Raw genomic sequence first — 23,559 nt, 5'->3', positions numbered from 1 at the left:
TCGATTGAAACAGCCACAGCCAGTATTAACCATCGTCGTCCCGTGTTTCAATGAAGAGGAAGTGTTTCAAGAAACAAGCCGTCAGCTGACAGAGGTTATAGACGATTTAATTGAAGAGAAATTAATTGCCGAGAACAGTAAAATTCTATTCGTCGATGATGGCAGCAAAGACCGCACTTGGGCTTTGATTGCCATGGAGAGCATAAGAAACAAGAAGGTTACCGGCTTAAAATTAGCCTGCAATGTCGGCCACCAAAAAGCGCTTTTAGCCGGACTTCATAAAGCGAAGAATAGGTCAGACTGTGTCATTTCGATTGATGCTGATCTTCAGGACGACATCTCTGTGATCCGGGATTTTATGCTGAAATATCATGAAGGCTGCGAGATCGTGTACGGTGTCCGCCGGAGCAGAAAAACCGATACCTTTTTCAAACGCACGACCGCATTAGGATTTTATCGCCTCATGAATAAGCTTGGAATTAAATTAATTTATAATCATGCTGATTTTCGTTTAATGAATAAAAGATCCCTTGAAGAGCTTGAGCGTTATCCAGAAGCGAATTTGTTTTTAAGAGGCATTGTTCCCATGATCGGTTTTAAGTCAGCCGAAGTGTTGTATGACCGCAAGGAACGCTTTGCCGGCAAAACGAAATATCCGCTGAAAAAAATGCTGTCATTCGCTTTTAACGGGATTACATCATTCAGTGTCGCACCAATTCGATTCTTTACGCTATTGGGATTTGTTTTATTTTTTCTCAGCGCTGTGGCAGGGATTGGCGCGTTTATTCAAAAGCTGCTCGGCCATACGAATGCAGGCTGGGCGTCTCTCATCATTTCCATTTGGTTTTTGGGCGGGCTGCAATTGATGGGAATTGGGATTATCGGAGAGTATATCGGGACGATATTTTCCGAAGTGAAAAGACGCCCGAAATACGCGATTGATATCGATTTGTATAATGAGCCGCTGAGCCCGCTTCAGCGCCAGGAAAAAGAGCGATTAGAGAAAAAGTACAGTTAAACGGAAAGAGCTGACTTCATTAGTCAGCTCTTTTTTTCAACTGATGTAATATAGCGCTAAGAGGTTCGTCCTGCGGGTTGCGGTAAAAATCAAAAAATGGACAGCCCTTTTTCTTAATCCGATCAATGACGGTATCAATTGTAAACAGATCGGGTGTTAAAGATGATTGGACTTCATGCCAGTAAAGCGGTGCCGCGACAGTCCCGAGCTCATTTCCTCTCGTCGAATAGGGACAGATAATCGTTTTTCCTTCTGCATGCTGCAAATAATCAAGATACAATTTGCCGTGCCTGTTTTTAATCAAGCGTTCAGTGGTAAATAGCTCGGGAAATGCATTGGTGCAGTACTCGGCAATCAGCTGTGTAAATTGGCGTGTTTCTTCATACGTGAAAGCCTCAAAAGACAAGGGAATATAAAGCTGGATGCCTTTGTTGCCGGACAGCTTCGGGTACGAAGTAATGCCAAAGGAGTCAAACAGCCGCTTCAGTTCATTTGCAGCCTGAACGGCCATAATAAAGTCATCTCGCGAAGGCGGGTCTAAATCAATGACAATCTCAGCCGGACGCCTGCTTCTAATGGTTTGAAAAGGAACGTGAAACTCCAAAGCAAGCTGGTTGCAAAGCCATAACAACGTAGACATATCCTCGCAGACAATATGCTCATGGCTTCCGTCATAGAAAGATTGAACAAAATCCGGCGCATAGTCCGGCTTGTTTTTTTGGAAAAATGATTCGCTCCTAGCTCCATGCGGATAGCGAATGACGGTGACAGCACGGTTTTTCAGAAATGGAAACAGGTAGTCACTGACTTCAATCATATACTGAATAAAATCTTCTTTTGTTTTTTTATTCTTTTCAAATATGATTTTATCCAGGCTTGTGAACTGAAGCTTTGGGTGAACCGGTTTGGAGTGGCGTATGACTTGCGCATACGTGCATTCGGTCCAGTCCATTTGGAATTCGAAACCGACAAACGATAACTCTCTTAGTGTGCCTTGAAGAATCGTTAAGTATTGAACAGTTGCACAAATAGAAGGTTCAAGCGTAAATTCGCCAGAAGGTGCTTGATGTCCGTGCTGTTCCATAATCTCTCGTATCGCGCTTTTTTCCTCATCACGCATTCCGTGGGAGACAGAGGCAATCGGTGTCATGATCCCGTTTTTTAATACGGACACCGTCAGAAACCCATTGTTAGGGTTGAAGCCTGTTATGCAAACATGTGCTTGTTTAAAGTTTTTATATTTGAGCCAATCGGACGACCGCTTCTTTCCAAGCCATTTGCTGTTTGTTTTTTTCGCTACAATTCCTTCTCCGTCATATTTCATTACCATTTCCCAGAGTTGATCAAAATGATCGTAACAGGGGATATATTGGATGGTTTCCTTTGCGTAAGGGTCTGGAGACGCAGGAAGCTTTGCTGCGGACATGAGGTCATACAGCGATTTTTTACGGTCCAAATACGAAAGAAGCGTTACATCTTCTCCGTTTCTCTCTAATAAGTCAAAAGCGAGAAAGCAGCACGGCCTCGCGTTTGCCGATTCCTGAATCTTGTCTGGCCTTTTTAAACGTCCCCGTACTTGAAGATGTTCAAAATCTGCACGACAAGGATTCACCAAACATACGATTTCTCCATCAAGTGTCAGCGGAAATTCTTTTTCTATAGGCTGAAAGACGGTTTTGGCGAATTGTGTGATTTCAGGGAAGGTGCTGTTGAGCTCCACACCATTTCTGCTGGTTAAGGTCACACCTGAAGAATGGATGCGAAGAATACATCGGTACCCGTCATATTTAACTTCGTAACGCCATTCTTCTCCGATTGGCGGTGACGAAGTAAGGACCGGCTGCATGGTTAACGCCATGGACTATGACGTGCCGGAGGCTTTTTTTCTAGTCGTTTTCCGTTTTTTATCTCCGGCTCCTTTCGGTTCAGCGGCTTGTGCAGGTGCGGCAGCCGGTGTCTCGGGGTTCGGTCTTCTGGTTCTGTCGATGCTGGCTTGCAGTGCGCTTACCAGGTCAATGACATCTTCACGCGGTGGCGCTTTATCAGGAGTGACGGCTGTCTCTTTATTTTCAAGCTTGTCATTGACTCTTTGCAGCAGAGCCTGACGATACGTGTCCTCATATTTTTCAGGTTCGAACTCAGCAGTCAGTTCATCTATTAATGTGATAGCGGTTTGCAGTTCCTTATCATTTACATTCGATTGATCAGGTACACCTGGGACATGAGCGGCGCTTCTGACCTCATCCGGATAATGGATGGACTCCATGACGATACAATTTTCATAAACGCGGAGAATCGCCAGCTGCTGCTTTGACCTGATTGTCATATTGGCGATACCGATCTTTCCGGTTGAACGCAGCGCCTCACGCAGCAGGGTATAGGCTTTCGTCCCGTTATCTCCGGGGCCGACGAAGTAGGAGCGGTTAAAATAAATCGGATCAATTTCCTGAAGCTGAACAAAGTCAACAATCTCAACTGCTTTCTCCTCATGCTCCTGCTTTAAGCTTTTTAAATCTTCGTCCGTCAGCACTACATATTTTCCTTTTACATATTCATATCCTTTGACAATTTCATCAGGACTAAGTGTTTTTTCGCAATTCGTGCAAACTTTCTCGTATTTAATTGGTGCGTGATCCTCTTTATGGAGGCTGCGCAGCTTAATATCTTTATCTTCTGTGGCCGCATATAGCTTGATGGGGATGTTTACTAGTCCGAAACTGATCGATCCCTTCCACATTGTATGCATATCGATAAACCCCTTTTTTTCTTTAGTGTGAAGAGGAGGGGGGCGATTCATGTGTAGTAACTTATGGGTGAAAAAAACAGCCGCGCTATTATTGCGGCGGCTGTTCAATAATGAATTGTTCGATTTGTTCCGGCGGTATTGGCCTGCTGAAAAAGAATCCCTGCAAATGGTCGCAGCCTTTTTCATAAAGGAGCTGCTTTTGTGCTGAATTTTCAACACCTTCGGCAATCACCTGCAAAGACAGCTGATGGCCCATGGCAATAATAGCCCCTGTAATTTGCTCTGATTTACGATGGGTTTGAATATCGTCAATAAATGATTTGTCAATTTTCAGCCTGTGAATCGGAAAGTGCTTCAAATAGCTAAGCGAGCTGTGGCCAGTACCGAAATCGTCAATACTGATTCTGATTCCTAATTCCGTTAGCGATGACAAAACCTTTTTGGAGTGGTCAAGATTGTCCATTGTCATGCTTTCTGTCACTTCCACTTCAAGAAGGTGCGGAGGAAGCTTGTATTTATTCAGCGTATCCTTGATGAGGGGAATCAGATCTTCGGATTGAAACTGTTTGGCGGAAATATTGATGGCGACAGAAAGATCATAGCCTTTGTCATGCCAAACCCTTGCCTGTTTGCATGCTTCATCTATAATCCACTTTCCGATATCAATAATAAGGCCCGTTTCTTCTGCGACACCGATGAATTCTCCGGGTGGGCACAGCTGCCCGGCGGGTGTGACAAGGCGTATTAATGCTTCTGCCCCTGTCATTTTTTGATTTTTTGCACTGAATTGCGGCTGATAATATAAGACAAATCTATCGTTTTCAATTGCTTCTCTAAGTACGATCTCTTGATTCAGCTTGACGGTTTCTTTTTTCCCGATTGAAAAAGAAAAGTACCTGTATTTGCTTTTGTTCGGTTCTTTAGCGGCATACATCGCCATATCAGCCTTTTTCATCAATTCAAGGCCATCCGTCCCGTCTTTTGGAGATATTGCAATCCCGATACTGACAGAGGTGACTAGAGTGTGCTCTTGGATTTTAAAAGGTTTTTCGAATTTTTGGATAATTTTTCTTGCTAAAACATCTGCCTCGCCTGTTCCTGTATTGGCGTCTGTCAATATAATAATAAATTCATCGCCGCCAAGACGGGCAATAAATCCGTTATCAGGAACTACAGATGATAGGCGCTTAGCTGCAAGCTGAAGCAGTTGATCACCGACATTATGCCCTAATGCATCGTTAATCACTTTAAATCGGTTTAAGTCCAGAAAGAATACAACGGTGTTATAATGTAAGGTATGCTCGCGATTCAGCACTTCTGTTAGGTGAGAGATGGCATGCCTTCTGTTAGGTAAGTCTGTAAGCGAATCATAATGAGCCATTCTATGGATTTCTTTCTCTGCTCTGTACTGCTTTGTCATGTCTTTGCAAATAACATAAATGCTGTCAAGCTCTTGATTGACCTCAACAGGTATGAGCGTAATATTTAAGTGAAACTGGCCTTTTTCAGTAATCAGATCGCTATCACTGTTCATCGCTTGTTTATCTTTTTTAACTTGCTCAAAAAGGCGCTTAATCTTCTGGGATGTATAATTTCTCCAATCGTGCATGCTGAATCCAAATTTGCTGATCATTTCCTCGCCGGCATGATTTGATGATATAATGTCGCCTTCTAATGACAAAATAAAGATGGCGTCAATATTGTGGTTGATTAAAGATTGAAATCTCTGTTCGTTATCCTTTATGCGTTCGCTTTGTTTCATAAACTTTCGGTCTGCATGGGAACTGAATAATAATAATGTTTGTATACAAAAAATAATTAAAGTAACAAAAATTGACCAATGAAACGTATGTACTTCCATATGGCTTCCGGGATGAGCCGTGTCCTCATGGAAAGTTGCGGCAAGCATTCCTGTATAATGCATGCCCGAAATCCCTAAACCCATTACAAGTGAACTGATGACTTTATAGTACATAAGATGATCAGAATGTTTTTTTGCGGCCAAGTCAAAGAATATCTTTAACGAGACGAAAGATGCTGCAATCGCAATGATAATTGAAACTGTAAATAAAATCGGTTCATATATAATCATTACCCGGGAAATGGCAGACATTCCGATATAGTGAATAGAAGCAATAGATGCGCCAAGCACAACTGATCCGGTAAGCAGTCTGTAAAATGTAAGAATGTTCCGGCTGACAAAATATAATGACACAAATGATCCAGAAACAGATGCACCAATGGATGCCATTAAAGGCATGAATTCATATTCCAACTGCATTTCCATCTCCATATGGACGGCCATCATCCCTACAAAATGCATTGACCAAATCCCGAATCCCATTATAAGTGAGCCGCCAATCAGCCAAACTTTACTTTTTAAACCCGTATGGATCGTGACTTTCCTTGACAGTTCAAGGGAAATGTATGAGGCGGCACAGGCAATAAGAATAGATAAATATATGAGCGTCGTATTATACGTAACGTGTATTTCCAAATGGAGATTCCTCCCGTATCTGATGTTCCAGTCTTGTTGACTCTCTTTATTATCGGCTGCTTAACTCCAGACTTTCAGCCTTCAAGATGATAGAAATACGAGTGAGAGCTATTTTTAGTTCAGCTGACCGTGAAAAATGTGTTAAAATCATGTTGACGTTTTCCGAAAAAATAAAATGTACAATACATAAATAGGGAAAAGGGGAGTTGAAGGCTATCGAAGAGCTGGTAATGTCATGGATAGAAGCATTTAAAAGCTTATCTTATTTTGGAATATTTCTAGCGCTCAGTATTGAGTTTATCCCCGCTGAAATCGTCCTGCCTCTTGCGGGCTACTGGGTATCGAAAGGCGATATGACGCTTGCCGGCGTTGTTTTGGCAGGAACGCTTGGAGGAGTGGCCGGTCCGCTTACGCTGTATTGGATAGGAAGGTACGGAGGAAGGCCGTTTCTTGAACGTTTTGGGAAGTACCTTTTTATTAAGCCTGAAGCGCTTGATAAGTCGGATCAATTTTTTAAAAAACATGGGGGCTTTGTCGCCTTCAGCGGCCGTTTTTTGCCTGGCATCAGGACATTGATCTCCATACCGTGCGGCATTGCAAAAATGAATGTTTGGGTGTTTTCGCTTTATACATTCATCGCTATGCTTCCGATTACATTTGTATATGTTTATCTCGGTGTGAAGCTCGGTGAAAATTGGAAGGAAGTCGGCTCTATTCTTGATCAATATATGCTTCCGATCGGGATAGCGATTTTGGTGCTGTTCCTGCTCTACTTATTGATGAAAAAGAGGAAGAAACGCACGCACTCCGAACATTTATCAGTATTTTTAAAAAATAAACGTTGACAAATCACCGCACTGCGCATATTATTGACGTATAAAATGATATTTCTTGAAATCCCAAAGGGGAGTAGCGTCCGGAATATATTCCGGAAACAAAGTCGTCATTTCATGGATGGTATCCATCGGCTTTGTTGGCATGCTTGAATTCATGTCTAGCAAGACCTTTGCCTTATGTCGGCAAAGGTCTTTTTTGCATGGTCCGGCCGGCATAAGATCGGATGAAGAGAAAGAAAACAACTTTTTTGGGAGGGTATCATTTATGGATGCAGCATTATTATTAGAGTATGGTTGGGTTCTTCTCGTCTTGATCGGGCTGGAAGGGATTTTAGCCGCCGATAACGCACTGGTTATGGCGGTCATGGTAAAACATTTGCCGGAGGAAAAAAGAAAAAAAGCGTTGTTTTATGGATTGGCAGGGGCTTTTGTGCTGCGATTTGGCTCTTTATTTGCAATTTCTTTCTTGGTCAACGTATGGCAGGTTCAAGCGATTGGCGCGATCTATTTGCTGTATATCTCAGCAAGCCACATATTGAAAAGATATGTATTTAAGAAAGAAGACACGCATAAAGAGACGAAGAAAAGCGGTTTTTGGCCGACTGTTTTAAAAGTGGAACTGGCAGATATCGCGTTTGCTGTTGATTCTATTTTAGCAGCAGTAGCACTGGCGGTTACGCTCCCTGGGACATCACTCCCGCAGATCGGCGGACTTGACGGAGGGCAATTTATCATCATTTTGGCCGGTGGTATCATCGGACTGGTGATCATGCGATTTGCGGCTTCAATGTTTGTAAAGTTATTAAAGGAACGTCCAAGCCTAGAAACAGCAGCCTTTGTGATTGTCGGCTGGGTCGGAGTGAAGCTTGCTTTATATACGCTTGCCCATCGTGACATAGCGGTTGTTTCTGAACACTTTATCCATTCTGGAGCATGGAAGCTGATATTCTGGGGTGTCTTAGCGGCAATTGCAGTTAGCGGCTGGTTTATGTCAGGTGGGAAAAAACAGCTGGAGGGCACACAAAACGAACAAAAAAACAGCACTCGGGAACGGGCGTAATCTGAAAGACTCTGCTTAAAAGCAGAGTCTTTTCGTGTTTGAAGCGTTTTCATACCCGAAATAAAATAACATTTTTATAACAGGTTTGTTACAAAAAACACGCATAAAACCCCCTTAATTCTTTAGAAAGGCACGAAATCATGTATAGGACGTCAGAATGGTTTGTCATAATTGAGACATTGGAAATCAATATTTCTTTTTCTCCTTTGCGAATCCCTATCAAATTAGCTATCATTAATGAGTAGTTATAGGGAGGAACTGAGGTGAAACCAGTGCTTAGCCTTTTGTTTAAATTGGGAAAAAAGAAGCAAACGCTTGAAAAAGCTGTTGAGAGTATACAAAAAGGCAATAAAGATCTGCAAAATGAATTAATACAGCAATATAAGCCATTTATCGCAAAGACGGTTTCATCCGTTTGTAAACGATATATAGATGAAAAAGACGATGAGTTCAGTATTGGACTGATCGCGTTTAATGAAGCCATTGAAAAATATTCACCTGAAAAAGGAAATTCTCTGCTCGCATTTGCTGAGCTTATTATAAAAAGAAAAGTCATTGATTACATTAGAAAAGAAGCCAGAAGCGCACAAAATATAAATATCGATTTACAGGAAGGAGACGATCAGGAGTCATCACAAAGCCTGATTGAAGCCGAGCTTTCCATAGATGAATACCGCCGTCAGATTGAACAGGAGCAGAGGCGGGAGGAAATCCTCTATTTTCAAAAGCAGCTCAAGGATTATGGTTTGTCGTTTAAAGAACTGCTTGAAAATTCTCCAAAGCACACGGATGCAAGGCAAAATGCTATAAAAGTGGCAATGACGCTTGTTGAACACGAAGAATTGGCCGCTATTCTGTATACAAAGAAGCAGCTTCCAGTGAAACAGCTGGAGCAGCTTGTCTCTGTAAGCCGAAAAACGATTGAGAGAAACAGAAAATATATTATTGCGATGTGTATTATTATTACGGGTGATTATATTTATTTAAAAGATTATCTTAAAGGGGTGCTGCACTCATGAGAAGAGGGATTATAGTAGAGAAAAATAAAAAATTCGTCACGTTGCTGACCCCTGACGGACAATTTTTAAAAGCCAAAAATGATCGCCACAGCTATGAAATCGGAGAGGAAATCATGCTTCCGAGTGAAACACGCATGGGCAGAAGGGCCAGCTTTTTTGATTTTTTTAAACTGCGCCCTTTCAAAATGGGGATTTTTACGATGACTGCTATTATGCTTTTTATTTTTATAGTTCTCCCCGTTTTTTCTAACAATAAGGCCTATGCGTATATGACAATCGATATCAATCCAAGCGTCGAAATGGCGTTAAACAGCGATTATGAAGTGATTGAACTGACGCCTCTAAACGATGAGGGAAAGCAGGTCGTAAATGATATTGATGATTGGGAGAAGACTGATTTTAAAAAGGTGATTGACGATATTATAACCGACTGCAATGAGCACGGGTATGTAAAGAAATCGAAAGAAATATTGATTTCCACTGTTTATGAAAATACGGAAGACAATACATATAAAAAAGCTGTGAAAAAACAGCTCAACGATGTGACTGAAAAATATAAAACGACATACCGCATGGAATCTCTCGAGTCTGATATGCAAACGAGGGAAAAAGCGAAGAAAGAAGGCGTTTCAACAGGCAGCTACATCAAATCAAATGAAAAGAATAACAATAAAGATTTAAAAGATGACTCCAGCAAACCATCCGGGGAAGAGGATCAAAAGAGTGAAGAAAATGAAGGTGAAAACACCGATCAAACCGACTCCCAGGACAGCAAGCAAGGAGATAATGAACAGTTGAATGATACGGATTCCGGTGACCAGAAAGAAGATAAAGCGGATTACCAGACTGATAAAAGTGATAAAGATAAAAATGTAAAGGAATCAGATGAAAACACAAATACCGAAAAAGATGGGGACGATGAGCAAACCCCAATACAAGATCCTCAAGATAAAGGAAATGAAAATAACAGCGCTGACAAAGGTCAAAGCCAATACCACAGGGACTGGAACAATGGTGAACAAGGCAAGAATCGTTCTTCATCCAGAAGGGATAACGCTTCAGACCGCCGTAATCCAAACGGCTACAGCAGTGATAATAATTCAGCTCAAAATGAAGATTCGCCGAGTGCCCCCGGCGAATAAAGACCTGAATTTATTTAGTTGTGCCGTTTAACTGAGATTGTGCTTGCTGCACCAGCCGCTTTGTCATTTCTCCGCCTACAGAGCCGTTAGCGCGTGCGACTGTATCAGAACCAAGGTTCACACCGAATTCTTGAGCCACTTCGAGTTTAAATTGGTCTAGTGCCTGCTCCACCCCTGGAACAACGAGTTTATTTCTGCTCGCCATCTTTTTCATCTCCTTTTTCTATAAAGAAATTCTTAACGCGTATTTAGTTTGAAATATACGGGGATTATTTATGCTGGCAATTGTTGTGGAGAAAAATAAACCCCCGGCCTCTGAGCCGGGGGTGCGCAGACTATAAAATGTCTGCTGTCATTTTATGAGCGGTTGCCTGAATATGGAACGTTAAAATGGAGAGGACTGTAATGGCGATAATCTGTCTGATTTTAAGCCATTGGCCGTCATTCAGTTCTTCAAAACGGTAGCGGAGACGTTCTGTCTCCTGTTCGACGATCACCTGCAGATTTGATTCTTTCATAGAAGGAGTATCTTGGTGATGAACGGCATCAAGCACATATGCACAACTTTCATAATAAGCAATCGGGCTAATGACATCATCAGATCTGTCTGAGATTGTGTTAAAGGCCACTTTTAAAATAGCCCGTATGTGTTCAAAGTCATAAATGGATTTTAAATCACGTACAATTAAAAGAATAACTGCTTGTTCAACTGAGTATTTTTTGCCCAGCTCAGGGTGTCCGATCAGATCCTTGATATCACGCTTTACCCAGTTTTGAATCGCGGTTGACTTTAATGAAGTCAGTTCGCATAAGTTGCCGAGCTCTACGATTTCATTTGTAGAGAGGCCGTATTCTTTTTTCTGTTTTTTTCGTTCGTATCTTGTAAGAAATTCAGGAATTTCAAGATGATTGGCTGCTTTTTCTGCTGACATGTTCGCTGATTGGACGAGAATGTCGAGCGGGCTATGTTCTCCTTGTCCTTTTAGGGAATAGAGCAGCCGCACCATATGGGTTCGAGAAAGTTTAAAAATGTTCATTGTTCACCTCTTTAAACAATTTGACGCGGATAAGCGGTTTATGTATAAGTTCAAAATTGAAGCGTCAGCAAATTACATTAACATCATACGTCGAATTCCTTGCATTTTCAAATGGATGTTTTATAATTTAAATATACAGGTTCTTTTGAACTTAAAATAACGGAGGTTGTTATGGCGAAAAGAATTTTTCTGTTTATTTTAACGAATATTTTGGTGCTTACAACAATCGGGATTGTTTTGTCTATTTTGAGCTCTGTTACCGGAGTAGGGACATACTTTACAGCTGATGGCGGTATCGATCCACTGGCGCTTCTTGTGTTCAGTTTAGTCGTTGGCTTTGTCGGTTCCTTTACGTCTCTTGCAATGTCCAGATGGATGGCAAAGACGATGATGGGCGTGAGAGTGCTGAATCCGAAAAAACACTCACTCAGCTACGAGGAACAGCAATTGGTTGATCGTGTCCATAGATTAAGCCGTTCTGCAGGGTTAACGAAAATGCCGGAAGTCGGGATTTACCGTTCACCTGAAGTAAACGCGTTTGCGACTGGACCGTCTAAACGCCGTTCTCTTGTCGCAGTATCGTCTGGGCTCTTGGAGCAGATGGATGATGCGGCGGTCGAAGGAGTGCTTGCCCACGAGGTCGCGCATATCGCTAATGGTGATATGGTAACAATGACGCTTTTACAAGGTATCGTCAATACCTTTGTCGTCTTTCTATCACGCATCGCCGCTTGGATTGCAAGCCGTTTTGTCAAAGAAGATCTAGCGCCGATCGTACATTTTATTGCAATGATTGTCTTTCAGATTATCTTTTCGATACTTGGCAGCCTGGTTGTGTTTGCGTATTCACGCCATCGTGAATTCCATGCTGACAGGGGAGGAGCGGATCTTGCCGGCAAGGATAAGATGATTCATGCGCTTCGGACGCTTAAAGGCTACTCTTCCCGAATGATGGAAGACGATCAGACAGCTGTCCAAACGTTAAAGATCAATGGCAAGAAGCGCTCTTCACTTTTCTCTACTCACCCTGATTTAGATGAGCGTATCAGACGGCTGGAAGCTAAGTAATACAACACATTGTTCCTCTGAGGAAATTCTCAGAGGTTTTTTTATTTTATCCATTGATTAAAAACATAAAAAAATAAGCAAGTTAAGAAAATGTTACGTAAAAGCCTTTAAAAATGGACCTAATATCTTTAGAATAATTACCGTACTTAAAAAGAGAGGCAGAAGGATTTTACATGAAATTAAAGTTTGGAAAATTGATACAGGCCCTGTCACCGGCCCAGCTGATCGCATTATATTATTTTCTTGCAGTTACTGTGGCCGTTATATTGCTGAGTTTGCCGGCGGGCCATAAACCGGGGGCGGACTGGACGTTCATTGATGCGCTGTTTACCGCCGTCAGTTCAGTCAGCGTAACAGGGCTGACGGTCGTTGATACAGCTGATACATTCAGTACAACAGGCATTTTTATATTGGCATTTGTTCTGCAATTTGGCGGGATCGGGATTATGACGCTCGGAACGTTCATTTGGCTGATCATGGGAAAACGAATCGGGCTGAAAGAACGGAAATTGATTATGGTTGACCAAAATCAATCCCAGTTTTCCGGGATTGTCAATCTGATGAAGCAGGTTCTTTTTCTGATCTTGTGGATTGAATTTTTTGGCGGGCTTATACTCGGCACTTATTTCTTAACCTACTATGATTCCTTTCAGGAAGCTTATTTACACGGGTTTTTTGCCAGTATCAGCGCAACGACAAATGGCGGATTTGATATTACCGGTAATTCGATGATTCCATTTCGTCACGATTACTTTGTGCAGTTTATTACAATGCTTTTAATTATATTTGGAGCGATTGGATTTCCTGTGCTGGTTGAAGTAAAGGATTTCCTGTTTTCAAAGCATCGCCGTTATCCATTTACGCTTTTTACGAAGATCACAACGATTACGTTCGGCTCGCTTGTCTTGTTTGGAGCCATAGGCATCTTTGCCCTGGAAGCAAACCATGCGTTCGCAGGAAAATCATGGCATGATATTTTGTTTCTGTCCCTGTTTCAATCAACGGCAACCCGAAGTGGGGGTCTTGCCACAATCGATATCAGCCAATTATCAGATCCCACACTCTTTTTTATTTGTGCGCTGATGTTTATCGGAGCGTCGCCAAGTTCAGTCGGGGGAGGCATACGGACAACGACTTTTGCCTTGAACCTTCTTGCGCTGTTTCATTTCGCCCGCGGTAATAAGTCCGTAAAGGTATTCAAACGGGAGCTGCACCCTGCTGATCTGATGAAGTCGCTTGTTGTCACAATGATGGCGATCTTGCTCGTTTTTGGCGCGACACTCATTCTGACCATTACAGAAAAGCATTCCCTGCTGGAGCTTTTGTTTGAAGTGTGCTCGGCATTTGGTACAACCGGTCTGTCACTTGGAATTACGGCTGATTTGAGCAGTGTTGGAAAATGCGTCATTATGATTGTTATGTTTATCGGGCGAATCGGCATCCTGACCTTCCTGTATCTGATCGGTAGAAAGGAAATTGAAGCGAATTATCATTATCCGAAGGAAAGAGTGATTATCGGATAGACAAAACACCGCCAATTCAGCGGTGTTTTTTGATTGCCAAAAAAAAGATGTGTGCCTCCTGTTCAGTTGGAGAACCTAACTTCGACAGGTGCAGTTTAATGCCCCTGCATCTATAGCCGAAATGTGTGAAAACTGGCGAGGAGGATTCGAATGAAGCGTAAAGCTGAAGTAAATGAAGCCATTAAAAATAACAATACACCTACCGAGAGCATGGACCCAAATTCATATAAGACACAATATCATGACGACCCCAATTTTAGAGGGGCAAACCGCAATTCCAAACAGGGTAAGCAGGGAGGCATGTGATTGTGAAGAAACACCGTCATAGCAGAGATATGCAAAATCATAAAAAGCCTATGAATAAGAAGGTGCTGGAGGAAGAATTCTCAAGTGAATTTGGGGATTATAATGCCGGAAAGATCATCGAAACGCTGGAAGTCACAAAGCCTGAAAAGAAAAATGAAAAAAACAAAAATAATAAACAGAAATAAAAAAGACCTCTTAGGCGGTGTCCCGCTTAAGAGGTGCTTTTCTATTTTAAATAAGCATTTTTGCCCGTTCCTCTGACAAATTGCAATAAGCTGGTCATCCTCAGCTCAATGAAAGGCTGAGCGACTGTCTTAACAAAGTTGCTGGAGAGTACTGATGTCAGTGCTGCTGTTAAAAGCAAGAGGATCACTAAGCTTTGATAGTCAGTAAGCCAATCCTCAAGACCGACCTGCCGCAACGTTTTAATAATAAACCCGTGAAGCAAATACACGTAAAATGTCCGGGTCCCCCATTTGGTAAAGAAATACCGTTTTTGCGGAACGAGCGCTAAAAAGCTAAAGGTTGCCGCAAAGGCGAGTACATACCAGCCGATTCGGGATAGTCCGCTTACAAGGGTAACGTCTCCAAATGACGAATACGGTTTTGAACCAAACAGAAATGAATAGTCAAAATCGATGCCCCAGCAGATGACGAATACGGCGGCAAGCACCCCGAGCGCAATTTGTTTGCCTCGTTTTGATCTCAATAAATCAAAATGGTGTTTATTTAAATAAAAACCGACAAGGAACATCGGTAAGAATACGAATGTCCGTGACAAACTCAGCGTGCTGCTGACAAAGTCCAGATAACCGATCAGCACGGCGAATCCGCAGCTGACAAACAGCGCCCCCAGCTTTGAAAGCTTTGAAAAAGGATATAGAAGCAGGTTCCAAAAGAATAAGCTTACAAGAAACCATAACGACCATTGCGGGTCAATCGGGTTCACATTTGCCATGCTTTCATCTTGCATAATGTAATAAAAGACGGAATAAATGATTTGGAAAATCAAATACGGAATAATCAGCTTGGCCGCCAGCTTTTTTACATATCCCGCCCGTTTAAAGCCTTTTGCGAAATAACCGGATACAAGAATAAATGCAGGCATATGGAATGTGTAAATGAACTTGTAGAGGTAGAGCATAAAGTGATTATCATTAATAAATGAACGAAGAATATGACCGAATACAACAAGGAATATCAATAAAAATTTTGCGTTATCGAAATAACTGTCCCGCGATTTACTCATAGCATCACCTTCTCTTTCATCAGTCACTAAGAGATTATTCCCTGCTGGTACATATTTTAAAATAAAAGATGAAAAAGGAATCTAAAAAAATGCTGATTGTTAGGACGATGTAAAGTCGCGGTAAGGATCGTAGAAAATGTCTTCGGAATGTAATGGCGCTGAAATTTTCTGAAATTTATAGGGCAAATGAAGGAAGTTCCCGCGTTTTGTAGAAATATTGAGGGATAGGTTTTGAAGAAGGAGTGTACATGCATGGAAACTCTTGATGTCCAGACAAACTCGGAGCTGCGAGAGGAACTGAATCGCCTCAAAGAAGAAAACGCGCGACTGAAAAAGGAATTGAATCAGCATCAAGTGATTGTCAACAATACGCTCGATGCTATTTTTATTTGTGATAACGAAATGCGAATCGTTAAGGCGAATGAAGCAACAGAAAGGATGCTTCAAGTTGATTCGGAAGATTTAAAAGAGCGTTCTGTTTTGGATTTTTTGTTTTCAATCCCAAAGGATGAACTGAATCTTGCCGTAAAGAAGTTTTTTAAAAAAGGCTTTCTGTGGAAGGAGGTCCCGATCAGGCTTGATTGCGGGGCGACAAAATACATAGAATTTCTGGCCAAAAGAGGCATTGGCGAGGATTTCTTTTTTGTTGTCATGAGAGACATATCTTCTAAGAAGATTTTGGAGCGGGAATTCTCTATGAATGAACAGCTTTTTAAGGACTTGTTTGACAGAGCGGTTGATGGAATCGTCCTGTTTGATAAAGATGGCGGTTTTATTGATGCCAATTTGTCCTTTTGTAAAAGCTTTGAAATCAATCATAATGAGCTGTCTCATTTATCGTTGTATGAGTTCATAGACAGCGGCTCAAGAAAAGATTTCGACAATATCTGGAAGGCGCTCAACCGCAAGGGAAAAGCGAAGGGGGAGCTGCCTGTCAAGCTTCGTTCAGGAGTCCAAAAGCTATTTGAATTTACGATTACATCAAACATCATCAGCGGTTTTTATATGTCCATTATGAGGGATATCACAGAGAAGCGGTCTATGGAGCTTCAGCTCTTTAAAAGTGAGGAGCGATTCAGAGAAATCTTTGAAAATGCGATGGACGCCATCATCATTTGGTCGAATGACGGAAGAATCGTTAAGGCGAATCAATCAGCCTGCAAAATCTTTGAGCTGCCGATGAACTTGCTGTTGAAAAGAAAGCTGTGTGATTTTCTCGTCGACTCGCAGCAGAAATACAGCATAACGAAAAGGAAATATGCAAAGTACGGAGAGATCAGAGAAGAGCTGCTGTTTCAAATGGGGAATGGACAGTTCAAAGAGCTCGAATTCACTTCAAAGCGGACCATACTTGAAAACCAGCATTTGACGATCTTAAGAAATGTCAGCGACAGAAAGCGGATGGAGAAGGAGCTTCGGGAAAGCGAGCTGAAATTCAGAAAAGTGTTCAACGGCTCAATGGACGGCAATGTATTGTTCGACAATCAATACAGGATTATCGACGCCAACCCATTAGCAAGCCATATTTTGGGCCTGTCACATGAAGAGATCAAACAGCACAGCCTGCTAGATATTATTTCTGCTTATGAAATAGAAAATCTGGCATCACCGGCAAGGCAGATTAATTTTGATGAAATGGACAACGAAATTCCATTTTTGCTAAGCTGCAGTGACAATCGAAAACTCGAATTCTCATTTAAACGGAATATTATTCAAAATATGAACTTGGCTATCTTTAAAGACGTTACAGAGCGAAAAGAATTGGAGGAACGCCTGCGCAAATCAGATACCCTTCATGTTGTCGGCGAACTCGCAGCCGGCATTGCCCATGAAATCAGAAATCCGATGACCGCTCTTAAAGGCTTTATTCAGCTCCTGAAAGGAAGTGTCGAGGGAGACTACGCCCTTTACTTCAACGTGATCACCTCAGAACTAAAGCGCATCGAATCCATCATCACCGAATTCTTGATTTTAGCCAAGCCCCAGGCCATTATGTATGAGGAAAAACATGTTACCCAAATTATGAGAGACACGATAGACCTTCTAAACGCGCAAGCCAATCTCAGCAATGTACAAATGCAGCTTGATTTAATGGACGACATTCCCCCGATCTACTGTGAACCGAATCAGCTGAAACAGGTTTTTATCAACATATTAAAAAACGCCATCGAAGTGATGCCTGACGGCGGAAACATTTTTGTGACGATAAGGGTACTGGATCAAGATCATGTCCTCATCTCCTTAAAAGACGAGGGGATTGGAATGACAGAAGATAAATTAAAGCGCCTTGGTGAACCATTTTATACGACAAAGGAACGGGGAACTGGACTTGGGCTTATGGTAAGCTATAAAATTATTGAAGAACATCAAGGCGAGATTATGGTCGAAAGTGAAGAAGGAAAGGGCACCGTTTTTCATATTACGCTTCCCGTCAGACAGAATGCTGAAGAAAGAAGGAATGATGAGTGAATTACTATATGACAGCTGAAACGCCGCTCGGTGAATTTATCATTGCCGAAGAGGAGGGCAGGATCACCCGTCTATTTCTCAGTCAGGAAGATTGGATGGATTGGAAAGAAACCGTTCAGAAGACAGAACACAAGGAAACACCTCTTCTTGCAGAAGCGAAAAAACAGCTTCATGAATATTTCGCCGGAGAAAGAAAGACATTCTCCCTGCCGCTCAGCCAAAAGGGCACACCTTTTCAGAAAAAAGTGTGGGAGGCGCTGGAGAGGATCCCATATGGTGAATCCCGAAGCTATGCTGATATTGCCGCTGCGGTCGGGAGTCCGAAGGCGGTGCGCGCTGTCGGACAGGCTAATAAACGTAACGACCTGCCGATTTTTGTTCCGTGTCACAGAGTGATTGGCAAAAACAGTGCGTTAACAGGCTACGCCGGAAGCAAAACGGATCTCAAAGCATTTTTGCTGAACATCGAGCAAATCTCCTATAAAGAAAAATAAAACATATGGCACGTTCCCTTTTTTCACAGCCGACATATCATTTTATTAAGTTAAAAAAGTTGGTCTGATGAAAAAGGAGGACAAAGCAATTGAAGCCGAGCCGCTCTGAGAAAATTGCCGTTTTTGCCAAACTGTTTGTGAAACTGCATATCATATCAAGCGCTCAAAAAGATGAAATCATCAATGTTAACAAAAAGAAACAAAAAAACCGCTGACTCAGCTCCACATGAGCAAAGTCCAGCGGTTTTTTAATGCACCTTTTCACCTTTAAACAACTGTTCAATCTCTTCTGCATAGTTACCGGTCATAATCCCTTTTTCTGTGATGATTCCTGAAATGAGATCATGAGGTGTAATGTCAAAAGCGGGATTAAAGACAGGCACATCTGATGGAGCGGTCCGTACTCCGGAAATCTGTCTGACTTCGTCGGGATCTCGCACCTCTATCGGGATATCAGCGCCGCATTTGACCTTCGTATCAAATGTAGATAAAGGTGCGGCGACAAAAAACGGAATATCAAAGGCGTTTGCTAAAATAGCAAGGCCGTATGTGCCGATTTTATTTGCTGTATCACCGTTCTTTGCAATTCGGTCAGCTCCGACGATAACAGCGGAAATTTGTTTTTCCTTCATCGTATGGGCGGCCATGCTGTCTGTAATTAGCGTGACATCAATGCCTCCCTGCATCAGCTCCCAAGCAGTAAGGCGTGATCCTTGCAGGACAGGCCTTGTTTCGCAGGCATAAATGTGCAATCCCAAATCTTTTTGTTTGGCCAAGTAAAACGGAGCTAGCGCCGTTCCATAGCGGCTTGTCGCGATTGAGCCGGCATTGCAGATCGTCATGATCCTGTCGCCTTTTTTGAAAAGCTGCAGGGCGTTTTGGCCGATCAACCGGCACGTTTCCTCATCCTCGACCTGAATCTGAATTGCTTCATGGACAAGGTTTGTTTTTGCTTCATTTACGGAAATCGCGTTTTCGACCGAATGACTCAGTCTCTCAAGCGCCCATGACAAATTAATGGCTGTAGGCCGTGAGCTGTTTAAATATTGTTTGATGTCTTCCAGTCTGCGTCGGAATTCTGTGACATTCTCTGTTTCAATGTCTTTGGCAGCAAGCGCTAGTCCGAAGGCAGCCGTAATGCCGATCGCCGGAGCACCCCTTACTTTGAGCGTGACAATCGCATCAAATACATCCTCTTTCGTCGTCAGCTCCAAATATTCCGTCTCATCAGGAAGCTTTTGCTGATTTAAAATGGTAATAGCTGTTTCTTTCCATTCAACAGAACGTGGAACAGCAAATGAATGGGGCATGAATGGATCATTCCTTTACAAGTAACTTAAATAATTCAATCACATCTGTTATCGTTTTGAATTCCGAACGTTTTTCGATAAAGGCTGTGCCGGTTTCAAGCGCCAGCCGTTTTCTGCCGATTCGTTTATCAAACGGCACGATCGTATCCAGGTCAGCTACATGGGCAAGGCCGATCGTGCGTCGTATCAGCTCACAGCCCGCAAATCCGATTGCTTCTTCAAAAATATGGCTGAGCGTATCAGTGAGGTAACCGTCGATGTTGGCGTAAACATCCAGACTGTCCTTCTGCCAGGCTTCACTAAACGTCTCTTCAAACGTTTCCCAGAGCTGGTTGACATGTTCATATAACGGCTCTCTGTCAGCCCCGTCACGGCTGAGTGCGTTCAAAAATAAGTTGGCGATAAATTGCCCTACATCAAAGCCGATCGGTCCGTAAAAAGCAAACTCAGGATCAATCACCTTTGTTTCGTGCTCACTTGCGAAAATGCTTCCTGTATGCAAATCACCATGAATCAACGTTTCCGCAGACGTTAAAAATGACTTTTTCAGCTTAGCGGCTTCGATTTTAACGTTGTCATTATTCCAAAGCTTCTCGACAAAAGGACGAAGCTCTTCTTCAAAATCATTTGTGTCATGGTCGAAGAAAGGATCTGTAAAAACAAGTCTTTCCGTAATGTCGCATAGCTCAGGGTTTGTAAACTGTTTAACAAGCTGTTTTTTCACCTTAGGTTCAAGCGCGTAATCTGATGAGTAGAAAAGTGTTTTTCCTAAAAATTCACCGATGTGCCGTGACAGGTGCGGATAATTTTCACCCTCAATGAGTCCTTTTCTTGCGATTTTCAGGTGAGAGAGATCCTCCATGACGGTAACCGCCATTTCCGTATCAGAGTAAAACACTCTTGGAACCAAGTGAGGCACATGCTCGCCCTGACGGATGAGAGCGCTGCTTTCGATTCTTGCACGATCGATTGTGAGCGGCCAGCTTTCTCCCACCACTTTTGCATAAGGAACCGCCTGTTTAATGATCAATGCTTTGTCATGTTCTTGATCATAAATATGAAAAACGTAATTTAAGTTGCCATCGCCGATCTCCTGACATGTCAGGGTGCTTTTGCTTGGAAATAAGCCGAGCTTCACAGCCAATGCCACAGCGGAACTTTCATTTAACGTTTCGTATAAAGGTGTTTTTGTGACTGCCATCATCATAACCTCCAATTATGTAATCACTTAATTTGTGGCCGTAAAAAAGCCTCCTTCTCAGAGAGAAGGAGGCTTAACATCTATGTCCGCCTCTCTTATCTCTCAGATCAGATCTGAATGGAATTAGCACCGTGCCTTAAGAGACAAGCGTCTCGGCGCGAAAAAGATGCGCCCCATTTCACAATGGAATTACGGTCGGTTGCTGTTGGGGTCAAAAGGCCAAATCCCTCGCCCAACTCTCGATAAGAGAATATATTCATTTGTTAAACAATTCTAATTTATCAGTTGATGAACATACTAACAGGTGTTTTAATAAGTTGTCAATATATTTTTTAATATAAATCTTTTCTGATATCATCGAAAACAGGGATGCTCTCCCGCACCTCGACGCTTTTATGAAGGTCGATTTCCGCACGGACTATGCCTTCCTCACGGCCGCCTTCAGCAAGTACACGCCCCCATGGATCAATAATCAGGCTATGGCCTGCAAATTCATTATCCGGATTTGAACCAGTGCAATTGCAGGCTGCGACAAAGCATTGATTTTCAATGGCACGGGCAATAAGCAGGCTTCTCCAATGATCAAGGCGGGGGAGAGGCCATTCCGCGGAAATAAACAGCACGTTGGCACCTTTTGTCGTATGTTTTCTGATCCACTCCGGAAAACGGATATCATAGCAGATCAATCCTGCGCTTTTGACGCCGTCAAGCTCAAAGCATCCATCTTCGGAACCGGCTGATAAATACAAATGCTCATCCATCAGCTGAAAAAGATGGGCTTTTCTGTACTCTTTAATGATTTGCCCTTCCTTATCCGCGATGTACATTGTATTATAAACATCAGAATCCTTTCTGACAGCGACCGATCCGGCAACAAGATGAACTCCATGTTTTTTTGCCGTTTTCTTCAGCCAGCTCTGAACAAAATGGCCGTCTTCATCAGCGAGTTCATCAAGATTGGCCAGATCATATCCGGTCGTCCATAATTCAGGCAGAACAAGAACATCAGCATGTTTGCTTTCTTTTTCGATCAAAAATTCAGCCTTTTTTATATTTTCCGAAGGTTTACCATATGAAATATCAAATTGAAGACAAGATATCGCCCATTTCATCTTTTTAACACCCCAAATTTTTCTTTACTTTTTTCATTTAACCATATATGATGATGGACTATCATTTCAAGATTTTTTTAGAAGGTGAGAATAGATGAAATTTGAACAGTCTCATGTATTAAAGGAATTGCCTAAACAATTCTTCGCTTCCCTGGTGCAGAAAGTGAACCGAAAGCTCGCAGAGGGACACGACGTTATCAATCTAGGACAGGGAAATCCAGATCAGCCGACACCGGAACATATCGTCGAGGAAATGAAACGAGCTGTTGCTGATCCTGAGAATCATAAATATTCATCTTTTCGCGGCTCATACAGCCTAAAGTCAGCGGCTGCTGCATTTTACAAAAGAGAGTACGGCATTGATCTGGATCCGGAAACCGAAGTCGCTGTTTTATTCGGCGGAAAAGCCGGTCTTGTCGAGCTCCCGCAATGCTTGTTGAATCCCGGTGATACGATCTTAGTTCCCGATCCGGGCTACCCTGATTACTGGTCTGGTGTCACACTCGCGAAAGCGAAGATGGAAATGATGCCGCTCGTAAAGGACAGGGCGTTTCTTCCCGATTACAGCAGCATCCCCGCTCAGGTGAGAGAACAAGCGAAATTGATGTATTTAAATTATCCGAATAATCCGACCGGAGCTGTTGCTACCTCTAAATTCTTTGAAGAAACCGTGAGCTTTGCAAAAGAAAACGGAATCTGCGTCGTTCATGATTTTGCTTACGGCGCTGTAGGATTTGACGGCTGTAAGCCTTTAAGCTTTTTGCAGACTGAAGGTGCAAAGGATATTGGAATTGAAATTTACACGCTGTCAAAAACGTATAACATGGCAGGATGGCGGGTTGGCTTTGCCGTCGGAAACGCTTCGGTCATTGAAGCAATCAATCTTTATCAAGACCATATGTTTGTCAGTCTTTTCAGAGCGACTCAGGAGGCTGCAGCAGAGGCACTGTTAGCTGATCAGAGGTGTGTGGCAGAGCAAAATGCCCGATATGAGAGCAGGCGAAACGCTTGGATTGCTGCATGCCGTGAAATTGGCTGGGATGTGACAGCTCCAGCAGGGTCATTTTTTGCATGGCTGCCTGTACCTGAAGGCTATACTTCTGAGAAGTTCTCAGACCTTTTGCTGGAAAAAGCGAATGTGGCGGTTGCGGCTGGAAACGGCTTCGGTGAATACGGAGAGGGCTACGTCAGAGTCGGACTTTTAACAAGTGAAGAAAGGCTCAAGGAAGCCGCTTATCGAATTGGCAAACTAAACCTGTTTACCCAAAAAACCATTGACAAGAGCCTATAACGATGGGATAATTCAAAATAATTTATAAAATCTATATTTTCTTATCAAGAGCAGGCAGAGGGACGAGCCCGATGAAGCCCGGCAACCGACTTATAAAGCACGGTGCTAATTCTTGCAGCTAGCGGCTGAGAGATAAGATTCGGACGAGAAACGAAACCTCTTCAGACGCGATTGCAGTTTG

22 protein-coding genes and 3 riboswitches are annotated in these 23,559 nt (G+C 42.6%); of the genes, 13 read left to right on the top strand and 9 right to left on the bottom strand.

Features of this window, described 5'->3' with window-relative positions; translation table 11 throughout:
- Positions 1-4 precede the first annotated feature (4 nt).
- Positions 5-1,018: a glycosyltransferase family 2 protein gene (locus QA442_RS15275; protein WP_071580602.1), complete on the top strand. Its 1,014-nt coding sequence runs from the start codon at positions 5-7 to the stop codon at positions 1,016-1,018.
- A 19-nt stretch (positions 1,019-1,037) separates the two neighbouring features.
- Here the strand turns inward: QA442_RS15275 and QA442_RS15270 are convergent, their stop codons facing one another.
- From QA442_RS15270 to QA442_RS15260, 3 genes are all read right to left on the bottom strand, one after another.
- A complete protein-coding gene (locus QA442_RS15270; protein ID WP_095431443.1) occupies positions 1,038-2,876 on the bottom strand; it encodes a DNA ligase D in 1,839 nt (612 codons plus the stop codon).
- A 3-nt stretch (positions 2,877-2,879) separates the two neighbouring features.
- Positions 2,880-3,764, bottom strand: a complete 885-nt coding sequence (gene ku, locus QA442_RS15265) for a non-homologous end joining protein Ku (protein ID WP_071580604.1) — start codon at positions 3,762-3,764, stop codon at positions 2,880-2,882.
- Between the two features lie 88 nt (positions 3,765-3,852).
- Complete coding sequence (locus QA442_RS15260) at positions 3,853-6,261, bottom strand: EAL domain-containing protein (RefSeq protein ID WP_141237712.1); 2,409 nt, start codon at positions 6,259-6,261, stop codon at positions 3,853-3,855.
- A 230-nt stretch (positions 6,262-6,491) separates the two neighbouring features.
- Between QA442_RS15260 and QA442_RS15255 the strand changes: the two genes are divergently transcribed.
- The 4 genes from QA442_RS15255 (at position 6,492) to rsgI (ending at position 10,318) form a co-directional block, all read left to right on the top strand.
- Positions 6,492-7,106, top strand: a complete 615-nt coding sequence (locus QA442_RS15255; protein WP_069150765.1) for a DedA family protein — start codon at positions 6,492-6,494, stop codon at positions 7,104-7,106.
- Positions 7,107-7,153: 47 nt separating this feature from the next.
- Positions 7,154-7,313, top strand: a riboswitch (yybP-ykoY riboswitch).
- A 49-nt stretch (positions 7,314-7,362) separates the two neighbouring features.
- Complete coding sequence (locus QA442_RS15250) at positions 7,363-8,157, top strand: TerC family protein (RefSeq protein WP_251198926.1); 795 nt, start codon at positions 7,363-7,365, stop codon at positions 8,155-8,157.
- 263 nt (positions 8,158-8,420) lie between these two features.
- Positions 8,421-9,176 carry an RNA polymerase sigma factor SigI gene (gene sigI, locus QA442_RS15245; protein WP_003245855.1) on the top strand — a complete coding sequence of 252 codons (756 nt, stop codon included), beginning with the start codon at positions 8,421-8,423 and terminating at the stop codon, positions 9,174-9,176.
- Positions 9,173-10,318 carry an anti-sigma-I factor RsgI gene (gene rsgI, locus QA442_RS15240; RefSeq protein WP_095431441.1) on the top strand — a complete coding sequence of 382 codons (1,146 nt, stop codon included), beginning with the start codon at positions 9,173-9,175 and terminating at the stop codon, positions 10,316-10,318. Before sigI ends, rsgI begins: the two co-directional genes overlap by 4 nt.
- Before the next feature lie 10 nt (positions 10,319-10,328).
- On the opposite strand, the gene sspD is transcribed toward rsgI, so the two are convergent.
- Together sspD and htpK are read right to left on the bottom strand one after the other, a co-directional pair.
- Positions 10,329-10,523, bottom strand: coding sequence for an acid-soluble spore protein SspD (sspD, locus tag QA442_RS15235; RefSeq protein WP_003218568.1), 195 nt, complete (start codon positions 10,521-10,523; stop codon positions 10,329-10,331).
- 130 nt (positions 10,524-10,653) lie between these two features.
- Positions 10,654-11,355 (bottom strand): transcriptional regulator HtpK, encoded by a 702-nt coding sequence (gene htpK / locus QA442_RS15230; protein ID WP_095431440.1) that lies wholly within the window; start codon positions 11,353-11,355, stop codon positions 10,654-10,656.
- A 171-nt stretch (positions 11,356-11,526) separates the two neighbouring features.
- Between htpK and htpX the strand changes: the two genes are divergently transcribed.
- The 4 genes from htpX (at position 11,527) to QA442_RS15210 (ending at position 14,437) form a co-directional block, all read left to right on the top strand.
- On the top strand, positions 11,527-12,423 hold the full coding sequence (gene htpX / locus QA442_RS15225) for a protease HtpX (protein WP_095431439.1): 897 nt from the start codon (positions 11,527-11,529) through the stop codon (positions 12,421-12,423).
- A gap of 173 nt (positions 12,424-12,596) precedes the next feature.
- Complete coding sequence (ktrD, locus tag QA442_RS15220) at positions 12,597-13,946, top strand: Ktr system potassium transporter KtrD (RefSeq protein ID WP_071580608.1); 1,350 nt, start codon at positions 12,597-12,599, stop codon at positions 13,944-13,946.
- Positions 13,947-14,096: 150 nt separating this feature from the next.
- Entirely contained in the window at positions 14,097-14,252 is a 156-nt protein-coding gene (locus QA442_RS15215) for a hypothetical protein (RefSeq protein WP_014663734.1), read from the top strand.
- A gap of 2 nt (positions 14,253-14,254) precedes the next feature.
- On the top strand, positions 14,255-14,437 hold the full coding sequence (locus QA442_RS15210; RefSeq protein WP_041521312.1) for a hypothetical protein: 183 nt from the start codon (positions 14,255-14,257) through the stop codon (positions 14,435-14,437).
- 41 nt (positions 14,438-14,478) lie between these two features.
- Here the strand turns inward: QA442_RS15210 and QA442_RS15205 are convergent, their stop codons facing one another.
- On the bottom strand, positions 14,479-15,501 hold the full coding sequence (locus tag QA442_RS15205) for an acyltransferase family protein (protein WP_040083314.1): 1,023 nt from the start codon (positions 15,499-15,501) through the stop codon (positions 14,479-14,481).
- A 252-nt stretch (positions 15,502-15,753) separates the two neighbouring features.
- On the opposite strand from QA442_RS15205, the gene kinE reads away from it, so the two are divergent.
- From kinE to QA442_RS15190, 3 genes are all read left to right on the top strand, one after another.
- Positions 15,754-17,970 carry a sporulation two-component system sensor histidine kinase KinE gene (gene kinE, locus QA442_RS15200; RefSeq protein WP_095431438.1) on the top strand — a complete coding sequence of 739 codons (2,217 nt, stop codon included), beginning with the start codon at positions 15,754-15,756 and terminating at the stop codon, positions 17,968-17,970.
- On the top strand, positions 17,967-18,464 hold the full coding sequence (locus QA442_RS15195) for a methylated-DNA--[protein]-cysteine S-methyltransferase (protein WP_095431437.1): 498 nt from the start codon (positions 17,967-17,969) through the stop codon (positions 18,462-18,464). The genes kinE and QA442_RS15195 overlap by 4 nt, the downstream gene beginning before the upstream one ends.
- Before the next feature lie 89 nt (positions 18,465-18,553).
- Complete coding sequence (locus QA442_RS15190) at positions 18,554-18,679, top strand: hypothetical protein (RefSeq protein WP_014663738.1); 126 nt, start codon at positions 18,554-18,556, stop codon at positions 18,677-18,679.
- 33 nt (positions 18,680-18,712) lie between these two features.
- On the opposite strand, the gene mtnA is transcribed toward QA442_RS15190, so the two are convergent.
- The 3 genes from mtnA to QA442_RS15175 form a co-directional block, all read right to left on the bottom strand.
- Entirely contained in the window at positions 18,713-19,774 is a 1,062-nt protein-coding gene (gene mtnA / locus QA442_RS15185) for an S-methyl-5-thioribose-1-phosphate isomerase (RefSeq protein WP_095431436.1), read from the bottom strand.
- Positions 19,775-19,781: 7 nt separating this feature from the next.
- Positions 19,782-20,975, bottom strand: coding sequence for an S-methyl-5-thioribose kinase (gene mtnK, locus QA442_RS15180; RefSeq protein WP_040083311.1), 1,194 nt, complete (start codon positions 20,973-20,975; stop codon positions 19,782-19,784).
- A gap of 92 nt (positions 20,976-21,067) precedes the next feature.
- A riboswitch (SAM riboswitch) is annotated at positions 21,068-21,224 on the bottom strand.
- An 83-nt stretch (positions 21,225-21,307) separates the two neighbouring features.
- Entirely contained in the window at positions 21,308-22,087 is a 780-nt protein-coding gene (locus QA442_RS15175; RefSeq protein ID WP_095431435.1) for a carbon-nitrogen family hydrolase, read from the bottom strand.
- 94 nt (positions 22,088-22,181) lie between these two features.
- On the opposite strand from QA442_RS15175, the gene mtnE reads away from it, so the two are divergent.
- Positions 22,182-23,378 (top strand): methionine-glutamine aminotransferase, encoded by a 1,197-nt coding sequence (gene mtnE, locus QA442_RS15170; protein ID WP_095431434.1) that lies wholly within the window; start codon positions 22,182-22,184, stop codon positions 23,376-23,378.
- 38 nt (positions 23,379-23,416) lie between these two features.
- A riboswitch (SAM riboswitch) is annotated at positions 23,417-23,517 on the top strand.
- Positions 23,518-23,559: the final 42 nt, after the last annotated feature.

It is taken from the genome of Bacillus stercoris, assembly GCF_029772985.1.
In the GTDB taxonomy this organism is placed as follows: Bacteria; Bacillota; Bacilli; order Bacillales; family Bacillaceae; genus Bacillus; species Bacillus stercoris.
Note: the sequence above shows the minus strand (reverse complement) of the source record. Positions and strands in the feature narration are given on the sequence as shown.

Excerpts from the sequence above, each read along its gene's own strand:
- QA442_RS15270 (WP_095431443.1), bottom strand. The coding sequence starts at position 2,876 with ATGGCGTTAACCATGCAGCCGGTCCTTACTTCGTCACCGCCAATCGGA.
- ku (WP_071580604.1), bottom strand. The coding sequence starts at position 3,764 with ATGCATACAATGTGGAAGGGATCGATCAGTTTCGGACTAGTAAACATC.
- QA442_RS15255 (WP_069150765.1), top strand. The coding sequence starts at position 6,492 with ATGTCATGGATAGAAGCATTTAAAAGCTTATCTTATTTTGGAATATTT.
- QA442_RS15250 (WP_251198926.1), top strand. The coding sequence starts at position 7,363 with ATGGATGCAGCATTATTATTAGAGTATGGTTGGGTTCTTCTCGTCTTG.
- rsgI (WP_095431441.1), top strand. The coding sequence starts at position 9,173 with ATGAGAAGAGGGATTATAGTAGAGAAAAATAAAAAATTCGTCACGTTG.
- sspD (WP_003218568.1), bottom strand. The coding sequence starts at position 10,523 with ATGGCGAGCAGAAATAAACTCGTTGTTCCAGGGGTGGAGCAGGCACTA.
- htpK (WP_095431440.1), bottom strand. The coding sequence starts at position 11,355 with ATGAACATTTTTAAACTTTCTCGAACCCATATGGTGCGGCTGCTCTAT.
- htpX (WP_095431439.1), top strand. The coding sequence starts at position 11,527 with ATGGCGAAAAGAATTTTTCTGTTTATTTTAACGAATATTTTGGTGCTT.
- ktrD (WP_071580608.1), top strand. The coding sequence starts at position 12,597 with ATGAAATTAAAGTTTGGAAAATTGATACAGGCCCTGTCACCGGCCCAG.
- QA442_RS15215 (WP_014663734.1), top strand. The coding sequence starts at position 14,097 with ATGAAGCGTAAAGCTGAAGTAAATGAAGCCATTAAAAATAACAATACA.
- QA442_RS15205 (WP_040083314.1), bottom strand. The coding sequence starts at position 15,501 with ATGAGTAAATCGCGGGACAGTTATTTCGATAACGCAAAATTTTTATTG.
- kinE (WP_095431438.1), top strand. The coding sequence starts at position 15,754 with ATGGAAACTCTTGATGTCCAGACAAACTCGGAGCTGCGAGAGGAACTG.
- mtnA (WP_095431436.1), bottom strand. The coding sequence starts at position 19,774 with ATGCCCCATTCATTTGCTGTTCCACGTTCTGTTGAATGGAAAGAAACA.
- mtnK (WP_040083311.1), bottom strand. The coding sequence starts at position 20,975 with ATGGCAGTCACAAAAACACCTTTATACGAAACGTTAAATGAAAGTTCC.
- QA442_RS15175 (WP_095431435.1), bottom strand. The coding sequence starts at position 22,087 with ATGAAATGGGCGATATCTTGTCTTCAATTTGATATTTCATATGGTAAA.
- mtnE (WP_095431434.1), top strand. The coding sequence starts at position 22,182 with ATGAAATTTGAACAGTCTCATGTATTAAAGGAATTGCCTAAACAATTC.